This window comes from Caballeronia sp. M23-90 (assembly GCF_053574605.1).
On sequence record NZ_JBSIPA010000003.1, the window covers coordinates 1 to 21,310 of the forward strand.

General features: G+C 55.0%; 23 protein-coding genes. 6 read left to right on the forward strand and 17 right to left on the reverse strand.

The window, feature by feature from the left end:
* The 4 genes from ACRXB1_RS00670 to ACRXB1_RS00685 form a co-directional block, all read left to right on the forward strand.
* Positions 1-625: hypothetical protein (locus ACRXB1_RS00670; RefSeq protein ID WP_449490729.1), on the forward strand; the 625-nt coding region annotated here is incomplete at its 5' end.
* 93 nt (positions 626-718) lie between these two features.
* Entirely contained in the window at positions 719-1,114 is a 396-nt protein-coding gene (locus tag ACRXB1_RS00675; RefSeq protein ID WP_449490730.1) for a hypothetical protein, read from the forward strand.
* Between the two features lie 222 nt (positions 1,115-1,336).
* Positions 1,337-2,287: a MarR family transcriptional regulator gene (locus ACRXB1_RS00680; protein ID WP_449490731.1), complete on the forward strand. Its 951-nt coding sequence runs from the start codon at positions 1,337-1,339 to the stop codon at positions 2,285-2,287.
* Between the two features lie 186 nt (positions 2,288-2,473).
* On the forward strand, positions 2,474-2,743 hold the full coding sequence (locus ACRXB1_RS00685; protein WP_449490732.1) for a hypothetical protein: 270 nt from the start codon (positions 2,474-2,476) through the stop codon (positions 2,741-2,743).
* A 447-nt stretch (positions 2,744-3,190) separates the two neighbouring features.
* On the opposite strand, the gene ACRXB1_RS00690 is transcribed toward ACRXB1_RS00685, so the two are convergent.
* From ACRXB1_RS00690 to ACRXB1_RS00750, 13 genes are all read right to left on the reverse strand, one after another.
* Positions 3,191-3,865 (reverse strand): DUF799 domain-containing protein, encoded by a 675-nt coding sequence (locus tag ACRXB1_RS00690; RefSeq protein ID WP_449490733.1) that lies wholly within the window; start codon positions 3,863-3,865, stop codon positions 3,191-3,193.
* Positions 3,862-4,224, reverse strand: coding sequence for a DUF4810 domain-containing protein (locus tag ACRXB1_RS00695; protein ID WP_449490734.1), 363 nt, complete (start codon positions 4,222-4,224; stop codon positions 3,862-3,864). Before ACRXB1_RS00695 ends, ACRXB1_RS00690 begins: the two co-directional genes overlap by 4 nt.
* Positions 4,221-4,541 (reverse strand): hypothetical protein, encoded by a 321-nt coding sequence (locus ACRXB1_RS00700; RefSeq protein WP_449490735.1) that lies wholly within the window; start codon positions 4,539-4,541, stop codon positions 4,221-4,223. The genes ACRXB1_RS00695 and ACRXB1_RS00700 overlap by 4 nt, the downstream gene beginning before the upstream one ends.
* Positions 4,542-4,548: 7 nt before the next feature.
* Complete coding sequence (locus tag ACRXB1_RS00705; protein ID WP_449490736.1) at positions 4,549-5,496, reverse strand: CsgG/HfaB family protein; 948 nt, start codon at positions 5,494-5,496, stop codon at positions 4,549-4,551.
* Positions 5,497-5,703: 207 nt separating this feature from the next.
* The gene (locus ACRXB1_RS00710) at positions 5,704-5,997 is read right to left on the reverse strand and encodes a TM2 domain-containing protein (protein ID WP_449490737.1); all 294 of its coding nucleotides are present in this window, start codon (positions 5,995-5,997) and stop codon (positions 5,704-5,706) included.
* Between the two features lie 77 nt (positions 5,998-6,074).
* The gene (locus ACRXB1_RS00715; protein ID WP_449490738.1) at positions 6,075-6,710 is read right to left on the reverse strand and encodes a TPR end-of-group domain-containing protein; all 636 of its coding nucleotides are present in this window, start codon (positions 6,708-6,710) and stop codon (positions 6,075-6,077) included.
* Positions 6,711-6,871: 161 nt separating this feature from the next.
* Positions 6,872-7,555, reverse strand: a complete 684-nt coding sequence (locus ACRXB1_RS00720) for a tetratricopeptide repeat protein (RefSeq protein WP_449490739.1) — start codon at positions 7,553-7,555, stop codon at positions 6,872-6,874.
* Positions 7,556-7,696: 141 nt separating this feature from the next.
* Positions 7,697-10,705, reverse strand: coding sequence for a tubulin-like doman-containing protein (locus tag ACRXB1_RS00725; RefSeq protein ID WP_449490740.1), 3,009 nt, complete (start codon positions 10,703-10,705; stop codon positions 7,697-7,699).
* Positions 10,706-10,792: 87 nt separating this feature from the next.
* Positions 10,793-11,824 carry a DUF4384 domain-containing protein gene (locus ACRXB1_RS00730; protein WP_449490741.1) on the reverse strand — a complete coding sequence of 344 codons (1,032 nt, stop codon included), beginning with the start codon at positions 11,822-11,824 and terminating at the stop codon, positions 10,793-10,795.
* Positions 11,825-11,878: 54 nt separating this feature from the next.
* Positions 11,879-13,213: a caspase family protein gene (locus tag ACRXB1_RS00735; protein WP_449490742.1), complete on the reverse strand. Its 1,335-nt coding sequence runs from the start codon at positions 13,211-13,213 to the stop codon at positions 11,879-11,881.
* Positions 13,214-13,311: 98 nt separating this feature from the next.
* Positions 13,312-14,052: a hypothetical protein gene (locus tag ACRXB1_RS00740; RefSeq protein WP_449490743.1), complete on the reverse strand. Its 741-nt coding sequence runs from the start codon at positions 14,050-14,052 to the stop codon at positions 13,312-13,314.
* A gap of 698 nt (positions 14,053-14,750) precedes the next feature.
* Positions 14,751-15,401, reverse strand: coding sequence for a response regulator transcription factor (locus ACRXB1_RS00745; protein WP_449490744.1), 651 nt, complete (start codon positions 15,399-15,401; stop codon positions 14,751-14,753).
* A complete protein-coding gene (locus tag ACRXB1_RS00750) occupies positions 15,391-17,262 on the reverse strand; it encodes an ATP-binding protein (protein ID WP_449490745.1) in 1,872 nt (623 codons plus the stop codon). Before ACRXB1_RS00750 ends, ACRXB1_RS00745 begins: the two co-directional genes overlap by 11 nt.
* A 72-nt stretch (positions 17,263-17,334) precedes the next feature.
* Here ACRXB1_RS00750 and ACRXB1_RS00755 point away from each other — a divergent pair, with 72 nt between their 5' ends.
* Together ACRXB1_RS00755 and ACRXB1_RS00760 are read left to right on the forward strand one after the other, a co-directional pair.
* Complete coding sequence (locus ACRXB1_RS00755; RefSeq protein WP_062093255.1) at positions 17,335-17,745, forward strand: IS5/IS1182 family transposase; 411 nt, start codon at positions 17,335-17,337, stop codon at positions 17,743-17,745.
* Positions 17,655-18,152: an IS5 family transposase gene (locus tag ACRXB1_RS00760; protein ID WP_449490772.1), complete on the forward strand. Its 498-nt coding sequence runs from the start codon at positions 17,655-17,657 to the stop codon at positions 18,150-18,152. The genes ACRXB1_RS00755 and ACRXB1_RS00760 overlap by 91 nt, the downstream gene beginning before the upstream one ends.
* On the opposite strand, the gene ACRXB1_RS00765 is transcribed toward ACRXB1_RS00760, so the two are convergent.
* The 4 genes from ACRXB1_RS00765 to ACRXB1_RS00780 form a co-directional block, all read right to left on the reverse strand.
* Positions 18,091-18,501 carry a hypothetical protein gene (locus tag ACRXB1_RS00765; RefSeq protein WP_449490776.1) on the reverse strand — a complete coding sequence of 137 codons (411 nt, stop codon included), beginning with the start codon at positions 18,499-18,501 and terminating at the stop codon, positions 18,091-18,093. The genes ACRXB1_RS00760 and ACRXB1_RS00765 overlap by 62 nt on opposite strands.
* 842 nt (positions 18,502-19,343) lie before the next feature.
* Positions 19,344-19,664, reverse strand: a complete 321-nt coding sequence (locus ACRXB1_RS00770) for a hypothetical protein (protein WP_449490746.1) — start codon at positions 19,662-19,664, stop codon at positions 19,344-19,346.
* A gap of 53 nt (positions 19,665-19,717) precedes the next feature.
* Positions 19,718-19,966: a hypothetical protein gene (locus ACRXB1_RS00775; RefSeq protein WP_449490747.1), complete on the reverse strand. Its 249-nt coding sequence runs from the start codon at positions 19,964-19,966 to the stop codon at positions 19,718-19,720.
* Positions 19,967-20,530: 564 nt separating this feature from the next.
* Positions 20,531-20,971, reverse strand: a complete 441-nt coding sequence (locus tag ACRXB1_RS00780; RefSeq protein ID WP_449490748.1) for an SET domain-containing protein — start codon at positions 20,969-20,971, stop codon at positions 20,531-20,533.
* Between the last annotated feature and the right edge of the window lie 339 nt (positions 20,972-21,310).

A 21,310-nucleotide genomic window follows, 5' to 3' on the forward strand; every position in this document is an offset into this window, starting at 1 on the left:
TCAAGCGTGGGGCGGCCCCGCCTTGGCGCAATCCGCCGCAGGACCGTCAGCGCCAAGACCGTCGATTGAAGCGCAAGCGCCGGCGTTTACCGTGGGCGAGAGTTGGGAGTTTTCGTTTGAGACCGCGCTTGAGCCGCAAAAGAACGAGCATTACTCCCAGACCGTGGTCGCCATCAACGACGGGCGAGCCGCAATCGCGGTGAATGGCGGGCAGAGCGCTTCCCTCCAACTCGACGCGAGCGGCAACGTCGTGAAGACGGCGTCGGGAAGCTTCGAGCCGAGCGATAGCAAGTTGCAGTTCCCGCTGTCTGTCGGCAAGCGCTGGTCTATCTCTTACGTTTATCGCACAGGCACATGGGCATCGCAGGTTGATCGGACTGCAAACGTCGTTGGCGTCGAAAGAATTCATACCGCGGGAGGCGATTTCGACACGTTTCGCATCGAGCAGGCCACGAGCTGGTCTGGGTCCAGCGGGAATGGCGGCCATGGCGGTTCGAGAGAAACAGATTGGTATGCGCCGACAACGGGTCGAATCGTTCGGATGGACTATGAAGACCAGTCGCCGCGGCGGGCGCCTACTAAGACACACGCAGAACTCACGAGCTTCCATTCGGTTCCGCCATAAATACCACGGCCCTCCCGTCGCTCGAACCTGCTTGTCTTCTTCCGAATTCAGCGCGTCGCGTTGCGCTCTCAATCAATCGAAAGGATATTGAAAATGAACCATCCGGTCACCGTGCACGACCTCCCAATCCCACCCCGCTGCCCGGGTCATTTAACGGTGTTCCCGAGAACCCTTGCCGTCGCGCTGATGGCGGCTTTATCGCTTGCCGCATGCGGCGGCTCGCCCAGCGAAAGCGATGTGCGAGCGGCTTTGTCTAAGCAAGTCGACGCTGGCTTGGAGCAAGCCCGGCAGATCGCGGGGAAAAGCACTTTCTTGGATCGACAAGCGGAAGAGAGCCGCAGGGCCGTTGTCGCCATGAAACTGATCGGCTGCAAATCCGACGGGGATAAAGCGTACCTCTGCGACGTCGAGGGCAAGAGCGGCGCGGGTCAAATCCGAATGGTCAAAGGCTCCGATGGCTGGCTGGCCAGTGATCCAGGCAAAGGCTGATCGTCGCCCCGCCCAAAGTCGACTCGAAAGCCCAAGAGTCATTTTGTCGTTGACAGCTTCGCCCGTGCCTGTTCGCCGTACGGCGCGAGCGAAAACTATAAAAAAACCATGCGCACAACACATCTCAAACAACTCACCCCCACACATTCGCCTATTGCCCCAAAAATAAGCGGCTCCGCCCCCCAAGCGAGACATTCAGTTGCCGCCGCGTGTGCCTGCCTCGTGGTCGCCGCGCTCCTTGGCTGCACGAAGAAACCGACGGATACCGCGTCACAACTGCCGGATCAGCCAGCGCCGCCTGCGGCTTTGCCGCGAGACTGGAACGACGACGCCGCCAAGGCCGCGATCGCTCAAGACGCGGGTGACAAAAGCACGTACGTATGCCGTTTCGCGTTCTTCGACAATCCTCAGTTGTTCACTAGGGCGCACCCGGTCGACCGGCCGCAAATCGGCATGAAGAAGGTTTCCGACACGCAAGAGTCTGTGGAGGCGACAAGCGCCCAGAAGGCCCAGGAAATCATGGAAGCTGCAATCAACAAATCGGCTCCGGTCGGTCCATGCACGGCCGACCTGTCCGCGACATCGATTGACAAATCGATACCGCTGTCAAGCTACGCGGATTTGCGAAGCGGCTCCCAAATCGCGGTGCTTTACTACCTTTACGCAAAAGAGCCACTGCCGGTCGCCGAATTGGCTCGCTCGTTCGACATGGATTACCAACGCACAAGCGACACGTTCAAGCGGGAAGACCTCCTGAAAACCCTTGCTCCCAAATACGAAGCTCAGCAAAAAACCGAAGCCGCATCCCCTTATCTCAAGGTCAGACTGTCCGCGTCCTTGGGGCACTACAACCCGCAAACGAAGTCGTTCCCGCTGTTTGAGCTGGCGCTCGATGGCGACTCCCGGCTCAGCATGAATGACAGCGCCGACTACGCGATCGTGCCACGCGGCGACGCCCGATTCGACTCGATCACACCGGCCAGTGAGGACCAAGCGCGCGCGTTGGAAACCAAAGTCAGCGCGAGCGGCCGAGATCGGATGAGCGTCAATGTGGATTTGTATGTGAAGGCCGCGGACGTTGTGAGCTATGCCACGCGCAAGGACGTTGTTGCCAAAGTCGTCTCCGCCCACGTGACGGACGAACTAGGAGGAACCATCGCCGATCTCCAATAACACCCTTATCCATTTCACACTGAGCGGGCGCTCTCGCGAGCGACCTATCGACAACATCATTTTTGAGATACCAACATGTCCACGCAATCAAAACTCGCAAGCAACGAAACGCAAGCAAAGCGCGGCCGAGCATTCGGCAAAGCCGCCGCGGTCTGGTCCTTTCTGGTGTGCACCTCAATCCCCATCTTGAACCTTCTCTTCGGGATGGGCCTCGTGCTGTGGTTCGGGACACTGATTTACGGACGCAGCGGCCAGATGGGGAGAGATTTTGCTTGGCTGTTTGCGGGCGCAGTTCTTTGTATGTTCGGCTTCGCCCTTCCGGCAATTGCCGAAACGTGGCATATGGGCTTCGGGACGGGATGGACCTTGGAAGTCGCGCTGAATCTATGCGTTTGCCTCTTCATTGTTGGCGGTCGCCTTGGCCACCTTTTCTCGGCTGAAGCCGCCGAAGCATGACGCTGAGCATCAGGCGCCGCTTTCTTTCTGCTCAAAAGAGCCACGGGCGCCGGCGCTCGCGCCACGCAAAACAATGAAAACGGATCAAAATCTGAATGGGGTGCTTAGACAGGTCGAGTACTGGATGGTTTCGGATTCATACGTTGCCAGTCCCGATGTTTATCCGCACCCCAGCGAGTCGATTTTGCTTCGCTATCGACATGTACGCGTTGGTGGGGTGACCGGTCAGTCACTGTGGAAAAGGGGTAACTGGCCGAAGGGTGAAGCTCCGCAGATCGACCGCGAACCTATCAGACCGCAAAGCCGAAAGAAAATAGGCCACCCAAGTGGTTATACGGCCGCAGAGAAAACCGGCCAGTCTTGCGGTCACAGCAGCGTGCTAAAGTGTTTGAGCGGGATGGTCTGCGAAGCGTAGCTCCACGGACCATCTAGGTAGTCACAGTAAATTCAGAAGGTCGCGCCATCGCTTTTGTACTGTCCGTCGTACGGGCCTGCCGGTAGACCCTGCCCCCCCTTAATGACAGAAATGGCATTTGCCTGCTGTGCAAGCGGGACATAATTCGGCTTGGCTTTTGCGATCGCTGCCGTGATTGCCGCTGCAATCAATGCAGCGAGGGGATTGCCAGCTGTCGAGGCTTGCGGCGAGTACACCATGGTCTGTTTGTGGGTCCACAATGTTTCGCCTGTGGTGCCACTCTTGAGCGCATAACTCAGGTCGACCGTTACAGACGTTGCGAGCACCGCATATTGAGCGTCCCAACGATTGATCGTAATGTACATGATCGAATCGGCACCAAACATCTTCCCAAGGACAGTGGGATCATTCGCGTGAACAAGGCTCGCATCGCCAAGACCGTCGTCCTCCATCACTCGCTTTGTCAGATTGACAGGGAATACGTAGTAACCGCGCTCTGCCAGCGGTTTGCTAATCGTCGACAGAAAATAGTCCGGAGCGTCTACATCGACACTTCGATTTACAACCGGCACGACTAGTATCGAGTGGGGATCTGAATGTCGAAAAGCGCTGTAGTTGTTGTGCACTGGCACAGGGGCGCACGCGACCATTCCAGTGACGCAAACTGACGCAAATGCATATTTCATAAGACGGGTCATCGTGCTCATTGCTTTGCCTCCTTTGTAGTGCCTGAGGCGACATGAATCATGGTCGTCATGAAGACTGTCGATTCAGGCCACGCAGCTTTTTCCTTCTCAAAAAACACAGCCGCTTGCTTAGAATCTCCAGACTCCAGCAAGACTTGACCATACTCTGCATACACCCCCGGCGGGACTTTTTGGCCGGATGCCTCTGCAGAGGTGATCGTGTCGGCCAAATGCTGAGCGAATGCCGTGGTGTCACCGGGGGTCTTATAGTGTTGGTACAGCGAAGATTCGTAATTTCCCCATGCATACTTCGTTTGTGGAGCACACGCTGCTGTCATGCTGATTGCAGCAAACACGATTGCGAGCTTCCCGAGCTTCATTGTTGTTGACCTCCACTCATGACATCGATAGAAACAGCTTCTCCGCTCGCAGCTAGAATCTTCTGCCTCGCTAGGACAGCAGAGCCTTGACGAACTTCGACGGAATGCGGGCCTTCTTCGATTGACATCACACCGCTAACTCCATCGAATTGGCTTGCCGAACCGATAAGTTGTCCATCGAGAACGAGCTCGCTGCCGTTGGGCGCGCCCACAAGACTGAGGGTTGGACGCGAGCTGCCCGATGCGACTTGGCTGTGCGGCACGGCACAGCCAGCGAAAGCAACGGCGAGCGTTGCCACGCAAAGAGAACGAATCATTTTGAAGTTACTCCGCTACGAAAAGAGAGTTGTTCTTCGTGACGGATCCACTGGTCACGAGCGCTACTGAGCCTTCATTCACTTCACTGTCGCCGAAATTGGACGTGACGCGAATAGTGGCTACTGGAGTGGGAGGTAGGGCGACGGTAAAGCCGGTCTGTCCGCTTTGAATCGACTCACCCGCTTTAAAAACATGGAGGTTTGCGCCTGGCCTGATGCCTTGAAGCGCGCCACCACTGATATATACGGTTGATCCTTCTGCTTTCAGAATGTCCGACTTCCAAGGACGTTCCTTGAGCTTCGTCATCATCCGGCCGATAACATCAGAAATCGCAGCAGAAATTGCCTTGTCGTTGAGTGAGCCGTCGTAGTCTGCGCGACTGCCAAATCCCGCGACTTCTCCGGATTCCGTTGAAGCCTCACCGGTGCCAGATGCCGAGAAGAAGACAAAACCCGTCTTCACGTCGACCAATCGTAGTTCGACTTTGGCGTGAGCATTCTGGATCTTGGTAGCGCTCAGGAAACCCGACTTTCCGGTCGTGCTCCGTCCGAATTCGGTCACGGAACCGAGGATAAGAGCGTCGACACCAATTAGACCAGCATCCTTCGAGAGGGACTGTTCTGCAGCGACCTTCGCAATGTCCGGACGTTCAAATACAAGAAACTGCTTGGATGCGACCAGACGGCTTGCGAGGATATCGCTTGCTTGTTTTCCGAGCGGGTCCAGATTGGCGTCGGTGACGAACGTACGTCCATAGCGAGTTTCATTGCTAAAGCGGCCAATTGCGACCTTTCGCTTAACGGCTTTTTCGTCGACCAGCAAGTTCGCCGACTGCGTGGCCTGTTGTTGCGTTCTTGGGACTGACGCCTCTTTAACTTGCGGAGGCGTAGATACCGTCGCGCACGCCACGAGCATCGCACTCGTCACGCTAATGAATAAGTAGTTTATTTTCATGTTCCCCGGATGTCCGCTTTAATAATTTTTCTAAGGTCTAAGGTTGTTTTTTTGGTGACTCACAAGCTTGTCTTGCGCTCTACCAGGAACTGCGAAAGTCCCGGCGATGCCGATTCCAATGCTTCCAATGCCAAATAAATGACACGGCACTAAGGCCACTTCATGGCAGACCTTCTCATCGCGTTTGAAGCTGGCGTCGCGCGTGACTCAGCTCAAGCGTCCGGCGAGGGACACGTTGTGGGAGCTGACGATGCCCGGGATAAGAAACGCATCGATAAGGATCCAAAGTCCCACGATCCCGAGTACAAATAAGCCGATACCGAACATTGCTGTGCAAGCACCGAAGATGGTAAGTAGAAGCTGAACGATGGCCGTGCCTGTCCTACCCGCATAAAAGCGGTGTCCACCGAGGTACCCTACAAAAAACCATAGGAGGTAAGCCACGCCCACGCTCTTTTTCTGCGCGTCGTACATCATCATGTCACGTGCCGTATCGTTCATTTTTTTCCCCTTTGAGTAATTTTTTAGTGCTTAGCGCACTGTTTTGACACCGATCTGTTGCTAACAACAACTACAAGCTAGCGATACCTCGACACGAGCGCGTTAAAGCGAACATCTGATTTAATTGGATCGAAGGACGCGTCTTGCGCAATAACGTCAAACCCACGAAAGCCCTTCGCGAACGCATCGCCCAGATGACGTATTGCCGCGTCCTGATCCCCTTGTCGGAGTTTCAACAGTGCAAAGTCGTAGTCGATCATCGGATGCGCGTCTTGATCGGCACTAGCCGACGCGAAGTACGTTCCGGCCGCCTCCAGATTTCCCCGAGCCATGGAAAGCTCGCCTTGCTTGATCGCGATCTTGTATGGCGGCTCCGCTTTCTCGCTCTCGCGTGGCTCTCGCGGCGGCTGGCTGCTTGAGTTCGTCTCTACTGGAACGGTTGGAGGGTGGCTCACCACGGCTGGTGCGTCGGCTACACGCGAGGGGATCACTAAATGCGCAACCACTCCACTCCCAGCCTCGTCCTTTACTCTGCGGTAGTACAGTTTGCCCGCAAGCGGCACCTGCACATACATTCGGTCGGGTCCATCGAAGTAAAACGAGAGCCCAACGCCATATGCGAAATCCACGATGGCTTCGTTGCGCTTTGATTCAATACCCGCGATCGGGATTTGAACTTCCGCGTCGGGGCTCGCAAGCTCATGCTGGCTCACGACGAAATCGGGCCCAATGGGCAGGTGGGCACTCATGACCTGAACGCGCTCGGCCCGCCAATGACCAATAATGGATGGGCCGTCCGACTTCGAACAACCGGCCGTCGTCAACGCAACAAGCGCGACGCTAACCGCGAGGCTGCCCAGAGACAAATGCCTCATCATGCCGCCGCGCGGTATCGCTTTTCGAGATCTACAAACCGCGGATCTTGCCGGATACTATCCAGATCGGGATCCTTGTCCATTTGATCGAAGAACTTGAAACCGTTCAAGAAGCTCGCTTCCAGCTGCTTCAATGCGTCATCGGTGCGACCTTGTTTTAGACGCAAAATCGCAACGTTGTAGTAGACCAAGGGCTGCTTATCATCACGAGCTAAGGCGTCGCCCAAATCCTTGTCTGCCGCTTCAAGCTTGCCCTGGGACATCTGGGCGATTGCGGACTTAACCAGTTCTTTGGCCGCTGCCTGATTGCTCGCCGTCGCCGCACCGGCTGGATCGCCAGTTGTCAGCTTGGTATCGCCGTCTCTGCGGGTCTGTTTGATGTCCTCGTCCGTGGGTGCGATCCCACCGCTGGCAGCGACACTTGAGGACGTAGAGGCTGCTGCTGTGTTGCCGCTTGCAACGAGCGCAGAAGCATCGGTACCTGATGCCGAGGCAGCAGCCACATCGGTGTTTGTCGCGGGAACCGTTGCGGAGATGGGTACATCAACGGCTGACGTTTTAACCTTCTTGTAATAAAAACCGCCCGCTGCACCAACGATGACGATCGCGCCCACGACTGCGGCAACAATCACCCTTTTGTCGATGCCCGCCTTGTTTTGCCCACTTGCCTGCAGTTCGAGCAAGGTCGAACACGACGGGCACTTCAGATCTTCTCCCGGGGCACGAGAAAATAGTTCACCCAAGTTTGCGCGTTCGCAATCACCGAGTGTGGGACATTTATATGTTGCCATTTTCTTTACCTTTCCCTTCTATGCCGGTTTCGGTTATTCGCTGGTCGCGGGCAGGCCGATAATCTCTCGAATCGGTTTTCGCATTGCGCTCAAAGCCAAAAACTCTGGATCTTGATCGTCCTCGCCCGCGGCCTGAAAGCGCTCACGAGCAATTGCCTGAAAGTCCTTCAAGAGGCCGTCTTTCTTCTCTATATGCTTGAAGTCGCTATCGATACGCTTCCCGACCTCGCGCTCGATCAACGACTGCAGCTCAATCGGATACTCGCCATCGATGACGTCGCTCCAACGCGCACCCTTCAGGATTTTTGCTGCGGGCAGCCCGTCGGATTCGTAGATAAATACCCATTCCGTAAGGCCGGTTGTCTTGTTTTGGCGCTCCTTGATCATGCCGAGCAACCGGGCAACAAGCAGGAATGGCTTGCGCTTGGCCCGTGCGCTGATGTCTGCTGCCGAGCGAGCATAGAGCGGCGGCAACTTCTTTCCATCGCCTTCGCTATGCAGCAAATGCGATTCGTTAAAGTCGTTAAGAAGCCCGTCGTAATGCTTCTTCAATACGCTCAACGATTCCACAAAGCGCGCCGGCATTAGCGATGCGATCTTCATGATTACGATCTCGTTAGGCAACTTCCCCGAGGCGACCGCTGTGTCGGACGCGGGATCCTTCTGCTCTTCGAACATCGTAGTCAACGCCGCGTGAAAATCCTTTTGGTTCTCGCATTCAGGCAGAAAGACGCCGATCGTGTGGTTCGTACCGCGCGATCCACCCGCATTGTTCGCAACTGACCGGTCGACCTCAGTCTTATTGAACTGCAGCATCGTTCCCGATTCATCGTAGAGCTCTGAGACAAACGCCTTGAGACCATTCGGGTTAGCGTCGTATTTCTTCTGCAGTCGCTCAACGATATTCACGTGCAGTACCGCAGGCAAAGTCTTCGAAATCTCCGCATGCGCCATCTCTACGATAGATGCCGATGCCTGCGAGAGCGTCGAGATAATCGCGCCAAGCGACACGCTATGAACCAGTTTTTCGAACGAGTCAACGTCCGTTCCCGCAAGATCAATGATCGATTGACGCACCTTCTGTGTTCGCGCAGCCTGACTCGGCTCGTCGACGATGACCGCCTTCATGACGTTCGCAATTGCATTGCGATCGAATATGCGCTTTTGGTATGCAGCGTCAGTGGTTCCAAGGCGCGCTGCCTGCTCTTGGTTGACTCGCTCTGTCGCCGCGGCCAGATTTTGGTGCATTTCGTCGATGACACCACGCAGCGTTACGAGCTCGTCCTTGATAAACGGGATCAAACTGACGGCGAACTTCTTGCCCTCAAGCTGTGTGCTCAGGACGTAATAGTCCTGATGCTGCATGGCGAGATCGGAAAAAAGCGCGCTGCGCCTGTCCGTTAGATGCTTGCCCAGGAAGCCGACTTTATTGAACTGCCCATTGAGCTCGGCCATGCGTTGTTGCACAGCTTGCAATACAGTAGGCGCCTTTGCGATCTCATCGGTAAAAATCCCGAGGCGTTCATCAAGTGAATCGACCAACGCGTCAGTGAACTGCCGCAACTGAATCAACGATGCCGTTCCGACCTTCCACCGACTGAAAAGCTCCTTTTCGATCTGGCGGCCGATGTGACGTGCCATCTCAAGGCGCGCATTGCCCTTCACTTCGTAGAACTTCCGAACACCGCCCATCGTCCGGTAGGTATCGTCGAACACCTTGCTCAGGCGGGAGTTCAGGACGTGCACCCACGTCGTTTGCTCGATACCTGGATCTGCTTTGATTTCTGGAGCAAGGCGATTGACAATCTGTTTCCAGTAGTCGCGCACAGGCTTCCACATGGCATTTTTTGCGTCGTCTTCGAGGATTCCTGATTCAAGCATCAGGTGCGCGTCGCTCAGCAGCAAGGACTGAACAGTTTCGGGTTTGCGTGCTTCTGAGCCCCAGTCTTTTTCTACTGCCTCGTCTGCATATCCCTCGCCCTGACGGAAGTTGTTGAACATCAACTGCCGTGTTGCCTGCTCAGCGAAACCGTACGCAAGGAACTCCTTGATTTCCTGCTCCGGAACGACGATTCGCTTGATACCAAACGAGAGAAAGAGCTTGGCGCGCGCCTTGCCAATGTCGTCTTCACTCTCAAAGTTCTTGATGTCGTTCTCCCCCTTTTCCGCGCGCCCCAGTCCTTCCCACTCCTTGTTGAGCGTCTTCTGGAAGATGAACTCGGCAACGATACGGGGCACCTCCGATTCAACCTCGAACTGGATGTTGTGCTCGTTCACGTTGTTCACAAGATAGCAGCCGTTGAAGTAGACGTCATGATCAAGCCGTGTGCCATCGAGCAAGTTGGTAGGATGGTATTTCCCAACCGCGATAGCATTCAACTCGGCAAGCGCCGCATAACCGTTTGCATAGTAGTTAGAGAAGCCGGCCACATCCTTGACGCGTCGTGAGTCTTTTTCTGGCAGCAAGGCGTACATCAAGATCCGATATTGATCGTGATCGGGATATTTGTGACGAATCTGCGCAACCGCATCGACAATCGATCCGCTGCCTGTTCCGCCTGCCAATCCACAGACGACGTGAATAACTGCACCAGTGCGGCCAGGTCCTTCCTGCAACACACGCATCCGGTCTTCAATTGCCTTCACAAAGCGTGACGCGTTCTGCGCGAACACTAAACGGCCAAGCTTTCTTCGTTGCGCGGCGCCAGCGATGCCAGGTTTAACGAAGTCGAAAATATTGCGCGGTTCGATCCAGCCCTTCAGGCCCGGAAAAGAATCTGGATCATCAAGCACCGGGCGAACACTGCTCGCGGTGTTAATGAGATATTGGCTACGGGCAAGGTCGATGTCCTTGCCGAGAACTTTCCATTCTTCTTTCTTGTCGATCTCGTCGGTAGACGTGTCCACGTACAAAAATTCAAACCGCGCCTCGGTCGAGCTGGCCCCCTGCGAATCCTTGTTGCGCTCTATGGTTTTGCGAATGTGGCGGATAATTTTTCCGCCCGATCCACCAAGGCCGATGATCAGATGGTTTTGTTCCATGATAGGCGTCTCGTTGTTTCGAAATGATCGTCAATAGATATCAAATGCGGATTCGGCCCAGCTACCTGGGCGTACCAGCGATTCGTCTTATTCGTGAACCAAATTGATCTTCAGGTACAGGTCGGCCGCTGTTTGAGTGGTCCGTTTCACGACATATGATGCGACTTGGCCGCCCGCAGCCGGTGAGTCGTCGTCGCTAAATACGATGCCCTTTGCGGCATACCCGGTTGCGGAGACGTTTTCCGTCGCCGCACCACATCCGTCATCTGGCGCAAACGCAATGCCCTTGGCGGCGTAGCCTGTTTCATTGCTTGCGATTTGCAGGTCGTTGGTCGACGCCAGCGTGACTCCGGACGCCGCGGACACTTGAGCGGTCGATGGCGCAGACATTCCCGCCGCCGTTGTATCCGCCGGAGTCGCCGCGGCGGTCTGCGCCGCTGCGCAAGATGAAGCTTGCGCTGTATGGAGTGCCACGCGCGGATCAGAAATGAGATCGGGTTGGATCGTGCGAATCTGTTGGGTCATGTCACCTTTCGCAGGTTCTGGCGACAAGAAGACGAGCAACTGCTCAACACCCGGCTTGTTGTCAAATTCGAACGACCCCTTACCCGGCAGAAATACGACGCCCATTGCATTGACGAAATTGTCTTGCGAGGGCTGCGGATAGATCTGCGAGACCGTGCCATCCGGTGCCTGATTGAGGACGTACACGTATGCGGGCCGGCTCACCTTGACACCGAGTTGGAAGCGCTCGCCGCTCTTGAAGGTTCGTGAGGCGAGGACATCCCGGGTTGACCCGTCAGCGCTTTTTAATCGGATGAAGTAACTCGCACCGAGCGGCCCTGATTGCTTGGACTTTTTATGCGCTACTCTCACAAGATGTTGATCTTGCTGTGAGGTCGCAAGCACAGCTTTTGGAGTGTCGTTTGCGCCTGATGCCCCAACTGCCGGTGCTCCCGCGACCCTGATGTTTGCATCTGCCCCGGTTTTCTGACCTGTTGCGACCGTAACGACCGAATCGCTTTCGTCAAAGAACAAGGACTTTGCGCTGTAGCCTTCTTGCGCCATCGCCGATGTCGCGATAAAAGCCAATGACCACGCAGTCAACACGTTTTTCATACCCTTCCCCTAAGAGTTCTACCGCTGCGCCCACCGGAGCGCGCATTCAGCAAATTATTGAAGCAACTGATTTTGTTGAGCCGGGATAGTCGAGTACTGCCGCGGAACCTGATGCCTTTGTCCGTTCGTGACTTCGATGACCTTCGCTGACGTGAAGCTTTGTGCATCACGGAACGAGGCATCGAGATCGCCGTTGTATTTGCCGAGATAATCGAAAAGGGACTGGGTAAAGAACGATCCCCTCAGAGGCTTGTAAGGTGGAATCGGGCTTGGGAACGCGCCGATCTTGGCATCGGGACCCAGAGACGCTTCGTTTTCGCTGGTCGCGGTGATGATCGTGTAGCCGCTGCGACTGCGATCGATCACGGTCTTGGCCGTTGGCTTCTTCGTATTGGACGTACTCTCCCCAGAGTCATCCGCGAAATGAATGCCTTTGGTCGTGTAGGCGGGGCCAGTCCAGGACGCGAGCGAAATGCCTGCCCGCTCGGCACGACCATTGTTGGTCTTCAAGATATACGCGTGACTTTCGGGCGAGACGTCGTCAAGCATATCGCCGCTGTAGCACGTATCAATCAGCATGCGGGTAATACGGCTCGGCTTCTTCGCAATTGCCTGGACAAGCGTGTCCGCTACGCTCGTCTCTTGCAACCGTATCTTGTAATCCACCTTATCAATAACTCTGACACCGGGTTCTCCAGAATCGAACACCATAATGGACATCTTGCGCTGATCAGTTCCCGTTGGAGAAGGCACTGGCGCGTTGCCGTGACTCGATATATAGATAAAGACGTTATCGTTGGGCCCGATCGAATCGTCAAGTCGATGAAGCGCTTGCTCGACATTACGTTTGGTTGCCTGATCCCCAAGGATCGCAGTTACGGAAAATCCAGCTGCCTGCAAATAGCGTTGTACGACTGCAGCGTCATCTGCGCCCTGGATGTCGTGCAATCGCTCCGAGTCCATGAAATGGTTGATACCAATCACTAAAGCAATCTTTTTAGGTGCCGACGCTGCTTCCTTGCGTCGCTTGTTGTCTGAATCCAGTGCCTTCGCAGCAGCTAGCTCCCAGCGCTTTTGCTGGACGTCCTGCGGATAAAACGGCGAGGTCGACTTCAAACCAACGATCGACTGAACAATGCTGAATGCTTTGTCGACGTCGTCTTCGTTTTTGTAGGTGCCCGTGAGCTCAATACGGCCGACATTATCGCGAGTCACGCTTGCCCGATTTAGCCCGTGCTCCTGGAACTTAGCCTTTATCTGGTTGACTAGCGATTCAGGTACGTTGTACGAATAGTAGGCATTCTGAAAACCCGGCAGGTTACTAGCCGCGCATCCGCTCAGCACCACGCAGGCGAGCAGGAACATGCCTCGCGCGATGCGCGTCATCATGGGTTGCATATAGCGTTGTGTCGATTGTAGAAAGCAGTTATCACGCAAATAAAGCACTGCGGATTTGTGTTTCATCCGCAATGCAGATACATAAGCGATTACTCTGAAACAGTGAACGTCTTCGATGATGTCGAAGGTGGCAGGCCAGCCGCAGCGACATCGAATTCAACCCGATAAACCGTTCCAGCCTTCGTGTCTTTTGCAATCGGGATACGAACAGTGTCACGCTGCTCGCCACCGGCGACCGTGTAAGCTTGCGTGGCATCGCCGGGGAAAATCACCTGTTCCTCTTTGTCCCCAGTCACAACGAAGAGCTTGCGCTCGACCGTCACGTTAGTTTCGGCCCCGTCCGGAGTCATTACGTAGAACGTGCTATTCATCTCGGCTTGCGAATCGGCTTTTACGGGCGCGGCAACATCGACTGATTCGGCGCGAGCAATGATGCCCTGACTCGGCTTATATTTGATCTTCTTTTTGAGGTCGGAGTAAGACTGCGTGCGCTCCAATTTTGACTCGGGCTTCCACGCCGGATTTTTCTTGTAGCACGTGTCGACTGCCGTATAATAAGCGGTAGCGAAGCCCGCTACACCACCGACCGCTGCCCCGATCAGCGCGCCTTTGACCGCGTCGTTGCTTTTATGTGCGACAAACATCGCGCTCAAGCCGGCAATGGCGCCAGCGCCCGCGCCCTTCGCGGTTGTAACGATCTGCTCGTTTCGTACGCATGAATCCAGTTCGGCATTAGCGGATTCCTGAGCTTGCACGTTCGAACTGAGCTGCAACAGTGATGTCGCGGCAATAATCGACAGGTACTGACCAACATTGGCGCTTAGTTTCATGATTTTCATAAAATAGTAGTACGAATTTTATTGATCTCTGCCTTTTACAGACGAGACCGAGAGTTCATCGGACGGACTGCTGATTGCTTTGGCTGCGTGCATCGACCGTGATCAGGTTGTCGACACAGGTGTCAAAATCTTTAGGATAAATACTTCGTTATTCTTTATTTACTTCGATCGCTAATTTTCTTGAAGACGAAGTGCTCCAATCGCCCGTCCTATGCTGATTGACGGCCGCTTATATCGATGCGCTGTATTGCACTCAGGCGTAAGAGGAGGCTAACAGACAGGTCCTCACCGAGACAACGCTAGGCACAAAGCTGCTTGAATTCGCGATGCTTAGACGGACCTAAGTTGTTAATGGCGGGTGTTCGGTCGCCTCGGCTCGAGACGTGTGTGCTCGAACTTCGCGATCGTTTTGACAGGTGGCTGGTACCCAACCATGCGCATAGGCTTTTTGAACAATGACACACTCCCCCCGATCTTTTTTTATAACGTCGCTGACGACGTCTCTCTCACGTTTTACTTCTTTTACCTAGCGCAGACAAACAGTAGAGCTAGCAGAGCTCCGTCGTGTGGCTTGAAGGAATTCTTCAACCAGCGACCTGTCTCGAGCCATATTTGAAACTAGTTGTAACAATAGTAGGGCGTTTCGTAACAACTTGCTATCCGGGAAAATACACTTCTTATTGCGGGTTCTACGGTAGTGACCCACTCTCAACCGCAAATAACTGCAGTCTTGCGAGATCGGCAATCGACGATGTATCCGTCTTTTCGAGAACAGCAGCGCGGTACGCCTCAACTGTACGCAGCGAAAGCTTCAGTTTTTCTGCTATCACCTTATTTGCCATTCCCTCGCAGAGCAGATCAAACACGGCCCGCTCTCGCGAAGAAAGTTTGGCGATCGCGATACGCGCCGAATGTCCGCGGCTACGCGTGAGGCGCCATTCGTCATTCAACCGAATCGCTTTTTGAAGGCTTTCCAGGAGGGCATGCTCATCAACTGGCTTTGTCAGAAAATCGACTGCACCGTGCTGAAATGCCCGCCGACACTGGGCGAGATCGCCGTGACCTGTGATGAAAATGATTGGCAGGGCACTCTTAGCGGACTGCAACCGTTCCTGCACCGCGAAGCCATTGAGGACCGGCATTCTGATGTCGATCACGAGGCAGCCAACTTCGTCTCCAGTGAACGCTCGCAGGAACTCAGCAGGATCTCCGTATGCAACGACATTCAGTTTCACCGAACGAATAAGCAGACACAAAGCGTCACGGACCGCCGCGTCGTCATCGACAAGATAGACGGTCGGCTCAATTCGCGCCGCCGTTGAAGATGGGTTAGTTGCCATAGGCGCTCGCGCTCTCCTCTTGCAAAGGAAGCATCAGTTTAAATTCGGCACCCGGCGAATCGCCTGACGACTCGATGATCTTCCCGCCATAAGTTTCCGCGATGGATTGGCAAATAGACAGGCCGAGCCCCATACCGGATTCTTTGGTTGTATGAAACGGCAGAAATAATTTAAGACGGGCTGGCGGCGAAATGCCTGGCCCGGTGTCGCACACGCTAAGCACCGCCGAACCATTGATGGCGCGCAGGCGCAGTAGGATCTTTCTTTGGCTGACAGGCATGTGTTCCGTCGCCTCGACTGCATTGCGAATCAGGTTTAGAACGATTTGCTCAATCTGAACAGCATCAGCGCGAACGATCAATTCATCTGGCGTGGAATCGATGACGACATCGGCTTGACTTTGCCCCAGCCATGGCTCGCTCAGCTCGAGCGCGTTAGCAACGGACTGACGCAAATCGAGTGAAACGATGTTCGCGGGACGCTTTGCGATGAACGCGCGCAATCGCCCGATGATGTCGCCCGCGCGTTTAGCTTGTTCAGTGGTTGCCCGCATGGCGTCAGCGATCGCCGGAAGGTCGAGTTGCTCCTCTTGCAGCAACCGGACACATGCCTGGTTGTAACTCAAGATGGCAGAAAGCGGTTGATTGAGTTCATGTGCAATGCCGGAGGCCATCTCCCCCATCGAATGAAGGCGTGCCACATGCGTCAGTTCGTCCTGTCGCTCCTGCAGGCGCTGCTCGCTTGCCCGCAACGCTTCGATTGCCTTTTTGCGAACCGGTCCCATGTCACGCATGGCACCGACGACGCCTGTCAGCGCGCCCTCTTGGTCGAAGACTGGAGAGATGGTCCCTTCGATCAATATTTTTTGCCCATCTCGGCGCAACACAAAGCTGTTATCTGAAAGCGTGACCATCGCTCGCGTGGCTAATGCTCTGTCAAATGGACTCTGCGACGCCTCATGCGCAAGATCAAATTCGATGTCAACGATCTCCTCGACGGATTTGCCAAAAGCCTCGTAATGCTCAATGCCAAACATCCTCTCGCCGACGGGATTGATGAACTGAACGCGCCCTTTACTATCGAGCGTGATCACCGCATCCGCGATCGCCTGTAATGTCACAAGTGCTTGCTCTTTTTCGCCAAAGAGTCGCCGCCTTGCATCACGCACAGCCGCACGCGCGGCGATCTTGTCGCCGTATGCAGTGGATGCCAGCAAGAGAATCAAAAGAGTTCCGACAAGCGTTAGGCCCGTTGGCAAAGGGCGCAAAACGTCTATTCCAAGCTGTCGCCGGGTCTCAAACACGAATGGCTGGGATGCATTGGATAACGTTCGGCTAAAAATTAGTTCCGGGAAGACTGCTCTCTCCCATTTGGACTTAGGACGCGCCGATGTCTTTTGAACTAGTCCAAGCGGGTCATCGCGTTGATAGCCTTGAAGATAGATCCGCAATGACGCTGTCGGAGGCGAGAGCTCACCGGGGCCAAGAAACTTCCCAGCGTAGATCAGTAACGATACTACCCGAGTCGCGACATCTGTCACGCCCGGCGCCGTTCGGGGCGCCGGGCTACCGAGGTTTGACAGTGGCTCGATTGCTCGAGCGTAAATTGCCTTAAAGATCAGGTAAGCACGGCCGCCTTCAAACAGATCAAATGGCGCATATACTGAAGGTCGCCCGGAAGCGATTGTTTGATCAATCGCCGCTTTGAATTTGTTGTCGGCATAAACATCAAGCCCGAGCACCGGATGCGCCGCTTCAGCGGATGGCTCCATAAACGTGATTGGATAATAGACCGCTCTTCCCCTGGCGGCGTGCCATTCCCGCTGACCACCGTATCCGAAGTCTTTTAAAGGCCAGTTCAAAAAGAGCTCGGAAGGGCTGTTTACTTTTCCACGAAACGGTTAACCTTGGATACCTGAACAACGGATCAAGGAATGCCGGCACCTATCATCGATGACGAATTGTGGGCACTGATCGAACCGCTACTTCCACCGCCCAAACCGCGACGCCAGCGATACCCTGGAAGGTTGCCGGTCTCGGACCGTGCAGCACTCAATGGCATCCTGCTTGTGCTGAAGACAGGAATGCGATGGAACCATCTGCCGACCCGGTTGGGCTTCGGCTCTGGAGCGACTTGTTGGCGTCGGTTGCACGACTGGCAGCAGGCCGGGGTGTGGGACAAGCTGCACGGGCTACTGCTCGACAAGCTGCGCGAATCTGGCCAGCTCGATTTCTCATACGCGGCTGTCGATTCATCGTCCGTGCGAGCCGTTGGGGCGGGCCAAAAACTGGGCCAAACCCCACCGATCGCGCACGACCAGGGTCCAAACACCACGTCCTCGTAGACGCGAACGGCGTTCCTGTCAGCGTGATCGTGACCGGCGCGAACCGCAATGATGTGACGCAACTGCTGCCGCTGGTCGACGCTATCCCGCCGATTCGCGGCACACGCGGCCGACCGCTTCGCAAACCCAAGGTCATCTACGCCGACCGTGGCTACGACTCCGACTCGCATCGCCGCCGACTTCGCGAGCGTGGAATCAGACCGGTCATCGCCAGGCGCCGCACCGAACACGGCAGCGGTCTCGGCAAGTTTCGTTGGGTCGTTGAACGGACTCATTCGTGGCTCCATGGTTTCCGGCGTCTTCGCATTCGCTTCGAGCGCCGATCTGACATTCACGAAGCATTCCTCAAACTAGCCTGCTCACTCGTCTGCTGGAACATCTTGAGCCGAACTGAGCAGCCTTTTTGAACTGCCCTCTTACAACAAAATGAGGGTCGATGCTGGCTTTGGCCCAGCTTTCGAAACGGTCAAGCTGAGCAGCTTCAACGCGAGGCTGCAGTTCAACCATATATATATGCGGGTATCGGACAAGCATTTCGTGCGAATACTCCCGCAGTCCCTTCGGGTCGGCTTCTGGAAAGGTTTGCAAAAGTGAATCGATACCCGCGAGCACGGCATCGTTTTCATCAAGCCGCTGCCTGACGATCTCGTAAGTCGCCTCGCTCTGCAGGGAGAACTCCTCTTTGATTCGATTTATCTCGGAATTGGCGAAAACGCCACAGATGCCAACCGAGACACAGAGCCATATCCCGGCCACATAGCAAATGGTCTTGGCTTGGCCCGAAAGATATCTCCGCCTCATTGGATTGGCGGATGAAAATAGGTGATGTAACGCTGCTGTGGGAGCAGCTCGACGAGATCTTGCTGATCTTTGGGATGGTTGCTAATTACAAAAGATCGGACCAATTCGACAGCAAGTAATAGCCTTGAAGCAGGCGAAAGCTTGATCCATGTCTCTGGCTCGATTAGGAGCTCGTTGTTTTTTGTCGATATTTTGTCGCTCTCAGTTTTTGTTTGAGTGCGATCTTAGACGACTTTTTAAGTTTATGCAGAAGACGCTGCTGCTACCTATTTCATTCGTTGGATGGCTCCAACAATACCTTCGCAAGGTTTCTGCGCTGGATCAAATGGCCTCGGCGGATCTCCGTGATTATGCGGGCGACGCAGATCAATCTCGCGCTCGGCGACGCTCTCACCGGCACCCCCCAATACAAATCGCTCCAAATTCAAAAAAGGTGAAAATGTCCGTAAGCGCTCGGCAATCTCAGGGGTTCGGGAGCCGATGTCAGCCTACTGTCGAAGCTAGGCTGCCAGAGGTGCGGTACCGGCTCGTCGAGTCGACTGGCAGGCTGCGTAGGAGCCGCGTTAGGAAGTCTTTCAGCTAGGCATATCAGCCCATAGCATCTGTTTGTTTGCTTACATCCAGGCTTCAAATCGCGTTGCCTTAGGAAGACATCTCAGTTCGACTGATCTGCTCGCATTCAGTGTGCAACCATTTTTTCTAGTCGGTAGAGCGTGTCGTTGACGATAAAAGAAGCGCGGCAAGCGATACACAAAAAGGACCGCGTGCCGCCCGCAAAAAACCACCAATTGCTGTGCTTAGTGTTGCATGATCGAGGCCGTGTTCATCGTACCGGTCTGCGTCAGGATCGCCGTGTTGCCGCCGCCCGCTTGCGCGATCGTGCCGGTGTTAGCCAGTCCGGCTTGCGTGATCACGCCCAGGTTGCCCGAGCCGCTTTGCGAAACCGTCGCGCTGTTGCCCACGCCAAGCTGAGCCAGCACGATGTCTTCATGCGAACCGGTTTGTGTTGCGGTTACCGTGTTCAGATCGCCGAGTTGCGTCGACAACAATGAAGACTCCACCGCCGCCTGTTGCGTCAGGTTCGCCGTGTTCTTGTAGCCGACCTGCAGCGAGCTCAATTCACATATCGGTCGACGACCTTTGCACCTGATCCGCACGGTGGGGCGCGCGACTACAATTCATCCTTGAGGTCTAATCCGCGATAGCGTGCAAACTGTCTATAGGTGTCTGTCGGCAAACGAAGTATGTCGGCCGCAAAGTCTTCGACGACCGCCTTCCATTCCGGTGTGCCAACAACGAAATCGGCTGGGTTCGCCTTACCCCTCGCGCGTCGTATCGCCACGATAGATAGGGCGAAAGCACGCGCTTCCATGAACAGATCGCGATCCGTAGGAAGCGCGTCCGGGGCTTTGTCGGTCATACCGCTCTCTCTTATTTTTTGTTGGTCTTCAATCTACTACCCCTGCCTCGGCGGCCTTGTTATACCAACGCCCGCGCCCCCTTTACATCGGCCAAGACTGAGAAAACTTTAGTCTTTAGTAACCCAAGATCATTCGAAGTTGATGGGGAGCGCGGGCGATAGCGCAATGAGCTGTCATGCCCCCTTTTTGCGCGATAGATACCGTTCGACCAAGGAGACTCGAATATTGATGTGCGCTGCAGTCAGCACAAGCAAGAATCCGCAATTGATCCGTGAGACGACGAATTCTCAACGAACGTGGCAACGTTCGTGTCTAATCCGTAAGAGGCAAATGAGCAGCTGATGCAAAATGAGAAAGTCGACTGCTGGCGGTGAAACGGGTCTAAACCGATAGCGGCGCTCACGACAGGCTGCAAAGCTTTTCCGGACGAGCCGCCATCGCGTGCAGGAAACCTGACGTAAGACACCAATATTCTCTACACCAGCTTGCGAAAGCGGTTTCAAAACAATCCAGGAAACGGCTGGAGCCAATGCGTGAACCTGAACCCTTGCATCGAACTCCGGTTACTTTACATACAGCATTGTGGAACGGCACTTCTTCGCACCGCACCGGCATGCGTAGGTCGCTTTCATCGCTTTGCTGGGTCGGCTTCCAGCATCCAGACGATAATCGATGAAAATTTCGTCGCCGACTTTGATCTTTTTGATCGCACGGATATAGACGCGATCGTTGTCCTGCTCGGCCTCGCAGTTCGGTGCGCAGCTGTGATTAATCCAGCGCGCGGAGTTGCCGGCAACCGCTCCATCGATCACGCGGCCATCGCCGATCCCGAAGAAGAAAGTGTGCCCCGCCTCCGCTTCTGATCGGGCAAACCGTCGATTTGCTTCGCGTTCAGACAGTACCTCGCCCTTGTATTCGAGCAAATAGTCGCCATGCGCCATGACCGCCGACGCGAATACCCCGCGCCCGTGAATGGCTGACCGTTGTATGTAAAACCTGCGCATGCCCCTCCTCCGAAAATGATGCTTGACGAATGTCCCTCCGATGCAAAATCATACCGTTCTGAACGAGATTACAGCACGGGGCTCATGCGACCACGCACCTATTATTTGAAACGCCGGCCCGCTCGAGGTACGCTGGTTCGTTATGACGACCGTGTGGCTGAGGTATTGGGTGGTGCCAGGGGCAATCGGGTCATGATTATTTGCGGACAGGCGAATACGACAGTTTTTTCGTGGGATGGCCGGGTTCTAATCTGTCTGATATAGCGACACGTGCGTCCCAGCGCCTCCGAAGCGCCCTTGTAGCAGAGACGATGCGGCGCTCGAAAGGCTTCGAGTCTG

What these genes read in the sequence shown, in the direction of transcription:
- ACRXB1_RS00675 (WP_449490730.1), top strand. Translation starts at nt 719, where the DNA reads ATGAACCATCCGGTCACCGTGCACGACCTCCCAATCCCACCCCGCTGC.
- ACRXB1_RS00690 (WP_449490733.1), bottom strand. Translation starts at nt 3,865, where the DNA reads ATGAGCACGATGACCCGTCTTATGAAATATGCATTTGCGTCAGTTTGC.
- ACRXB1_RS00695 (WP_449490734.1), bottom strand. Translation starts at nt 4,224, where the DNA reads ATGAAGCTCGGGAAGCTCGCAATCGTGTTTGCTGCAATCAGCATGACA.
- ACRXB1_RS00700 (WP_449490735.1), bottom strand. Translation starts at nt 4,541, where the DNA reads ATGATTCGTTCTCTTTGCGTGGCAACGCTCGCCGTTGCTTTCGCTGGC.
- ACRXB1_RS00705 (WP_449490736.1), bottom strand. Translation starts at nt 5,496, where the DNA reads ATGAAAATAAACTACTTATTCATTAGCGTGACGAGTGCGATGCTCGTG.
- ACRXB1_RS00710 (WP_449490737.1), bottom strand. Translation starts at nt 5,997, where the DNA reads ATGAACGATACGGCACGTGACATGATGATGTACGACGCGCAGAAAAAG.
- ACRXB1_RS00725 (WP_449490740.1), bottom strand. Translation starts at nt 10,705, where the DNA reads ATGGAACAAAACCATCTGATCATCGGCCTTGGTGGATCGGGCGGAAAA.
- ACRXB1_RS00730 (WP_449490741.1), bottom strand. Translation starts at nt 11,824, where the DNA reads ATGAAAAACGTGTTGACTGCGTGGTCATTGGCTTTTATCGCGACATCG.
- ACRXB1_RS00735 (WP_449490742.1), bottom strand. Translation starts at nt 13,213, where the DNA reads ATGATGACGCGCATCGCGCGAGGCATGTTCCTGCTCGCCTGCGTGGTG.
- ACRXB1_RS00740 (WP_449490743.1), bottom strand. Translation starts at nt 14,052, where the DNA reads ATGAAACTAAGCGCCAATGTTGGTCAGTACCTGTCGATTATTGCCGCG.
- ACRXB1_RS00745 (WP_449490744.1), bottom strand. Translation starts at nt 15,401, where the DNA reads ATGGCAACTAACCCATCTTCAACGGCGGCGCGAATTGAGCCGACCGTC.
- ACRXB1_RS00755 (WP_062093255.1), top strand. Translation starts at nt 17,335, where the DNA reads ATGCCGGCACCTATCATCGATGACGAATTGTGGGCACTGATCGAACCG.
- ACRXB1_RS00775 (WP_449490747.1), bottom strand. Translation starts at nt 19,966, where the DNA reads ATGACCGACAAAGCCCCGGACGCGCTTCCTACGGATCGCGATCTGTTC.
- ACRXB1_RS00780 (WP_449490748.1), bottom strand. Translation starts at nt 20,971, where the DNA reads ATGCGCAGGTTTTACATACAACGGTCAGCCATTCACGGGCGCGGGGTA.